The following is a 2,469-nucleotide window of genomic DNA, read 5'->3' on the forward strand; positions in this document are numbered from 1 at the left end:
CCTCTTCACAGCGCCGCTTCTACTCCCTGCCATCGTCCTCGGTCTGGCCATTTTGTTGGTTTTTGTGCGTCTGCAGTTGCTCGGCACATTCCCCGGTCTGATTGTCGCGCATCTGATCGTGGCCACCCCCTATGTAATCCGGATCATGACGACTGCTCTTGGCACTTTGCCACCTTCCGTTGAAGAAGCAGCAACCATGCTTGGAGCTTCGCCGCTCGTCGTCTTCCGGCGTATCACCTTGCCCCTGATGACGCCCGGTCTCATCGCCAGCGCCGCATTGTCGTTCCTTCTTTCTTTCGACGAGGTTGTTATCTCCCTCTTTATTACCGGGCCGCGCCTGACCACGCTTCCGGTTGAGATTTTCAACTATGTCGAGAGCCAGACCGATCCAATGACAGCTTCGATCTCGGTCGTATTGGTCGCGGCGACACTCCTTATCATCATCCTCATCGAGCGCACACTCGGACTTTCGCAGACCATGGGCAAGTAACTTGGTTCTCACATCCGCGCCAACCTCATCTTTCACTTTGGAGCATGAATACGAATGGAAAATATCGCCCTGTGGATGTCGCAACCGCACTATGGCTATCTTGAAATAGCACGTAGCTGCGGCATGAAATCTCTGGTTCTCGAACTCGAGCATGGCACGTTCGATCTTGCAACGCTCGACCAGTTCCTTGCCTTTACCAAAGCACAGAACATACCGACACTGACAAAGGTCATCGCTCCGACGAGCGAAGCCATTCAGCAGGCGCTGGATTTTGGATCCGATGGCGTGATTGTCCCGCACATACTCGGCGTTGAACACGCGCGTGAGGTCACCAAGGCGGCCAAATATCCATTGGCCGGCACCCGCTCGTATGCGGGCGGGCGGATTTATGGCTATAGCCGGCCTGCCAGCGATGCCTTCGAAAAGGAAAACCGCCGGACCAAGTGCTATGCAATGATCGAGACGGCTGAAAGCCTCGCAGATGTCGAAAAGATCATTGCACTCGACACTGTTGACGGACTCTTTCCCGGACCCTCCGATCTCGCCCTCGCCCGGGGACGCGGTTCCTATGCATTTGCAGATGCAGACCGCAAGGACCTGAGGCGTTGCGCAAAAGCGGCACGCGATGTCGGCAAGCCCTGGATCATGCCCGCCTGGACAGCCGCAGAACGCGGTTTTGCGCAAGAGGAAGGCGCATCTCTGCTCGTCGTCGCCACCCAGACCATGACCTTGCGCCAAGGCATCATGGCAACCTTCAACGCACTCAAAGCCGAGGCGATTATCGCCTGATTACCGTTCTAACGAACTTGCGAGGAGAAATTCCCATGAAAATAAGCTTGATCCAGACCAATCCGCAGACCGACAAAGCAGAAAATCTGCTCACGACACGAGCGATGATGGAAGATGCGGTAAAGATGGATTCCCCTGATCTTATCGTTTTACCGGAATATTTCGAATATTATGGCGGGACACCAGCCGAGAAGCTTGCCGCGGCAGAGCCTGCACCGGGAGGCAGCGCCTATGAGATGGCACAGTCCTTCGCCAAGACCCATCGAGTCTTCGTCCATGCCGGCACATTGATGGAAAAGATTGCTGACGAAAACCGCATCTACAACACGACAGTCGTTTTCAATCGCGAAGGGAAGGAAGTCGCGCGTTACCGTAAGATCCACATGTTCGACATTATTGCGCCAGATGGCACAGCCTATAAGGAGTCGGCTACTGTAAAGCCCGGTGAAGAGGTAGTGGTCTATGATCTCGAGGGCCTCAAGATTGGCTGCGCCATCTGCTACGATATCCGCTTTACCGAGCTTTTCCTTGCGCTTGAAAAGGCCGGAGCCGATGTGATCGTCCTTCCGGCAGCCTTCACGCTGCAGACTGGCAAGGATCACTGGGAGGTATTGGCTCGGGCTCGGGCAATCGAGACCCAGACTTATTTTGCCGCCTGCGGTCAATGGGGTTCGACCCTCACTGGCAACGAGAAGCGCCATACCTATGGGCATTCGCTCGTCTGCGATCCATGGGGGCACGTGGTGGCGCGAGCATCCGACGGCGTAGGATTTATCACCGCCCGCATCGATATGGACCAGATCAAACGCGCGCGAACGCTCATCCCAATGATGAGCCATCGCCGTCTGGCTTGCGCGTGAGGTGAGCCATGTACACCATTAATGATATGCCGGAACAAATTCCGGTCGAGGATCTAAAACTCCTGGTCAATGTCGAAACCGCAACAGTTGGCCATTGGCGGCTTTTTGGTTTCATGGACCGAGCCATACAGCCACTGCTGCGCCATCGCCGCATTGTCGGCACGGCGGTTACAATTGCTATTCCCGGTCCGGACTCGACCCTGCTGCATCATGCGACGGGGATGCTCCGGCCAGGTGATGTGCTTGTCGTCGATCGGCTGGGCGATGACCGCTATGCGTGTTGGGGCGGCGGCGTAACGATTGCCGCGAAGGCTGCAGGCGCCGTAGCAG

At 56.1% G+C, this 2,469-nt stretch carries 3 protein-coding genes and 1 pseudogene; all 4 read left to right on the forward strand.

Features of this window, described 5'->3' with window-relative positions; all coding sequences use genetic code 11:
* On the forward strand, positions 1-490 hold a 490-nt coding region (locus tag AAAC48_RS25880), incomplete at its 5' end, for an ABC transporter permease subunit (protein ID WP_340656949.1).
* A gap of 54 nt (positions 491-544) precedes the next feature.
* Positions 545-1,279, forward strand: coding sequence for an aldolase/citrate lyase family protein (locus AAAC48_RS25885; RefSeq protein ID WP_340656950.1), 735 nt, complete (start codon positions 545-547; stop codon positions 1,277-1,279).
* A 35-nt stretch (positions 1,280-1,314) separates the two neighbouring features.
* On the forward strand, positions 1,315-2,139 hold the full coding sequence (locus AAAC48_RS25890; RefSeq protein ID WP_340656951.1) for a carbon-nitrogen hydrolase family protein: 825 nt from the start codon (positions 1,315-1,317) through the stop codon (positions 2,137-2,139).
* An 8-nt stretch (positions 2,140-2,147) separates the two neighbouring features.
* Positions 2,148-2,469, forward strand: a pseudogene (locus tag AAAC48_RS25895) (RraA family protein); the annotation flags it as partial.

This window comes from Phyllobacterium sp., assembly GCF_037994405.1.
Lineage (GTDB): Bacteria > Pseudomonadota > Alphaproteobacteria > Rhizobiales > Rhizobiaceae > Phyllobacterium.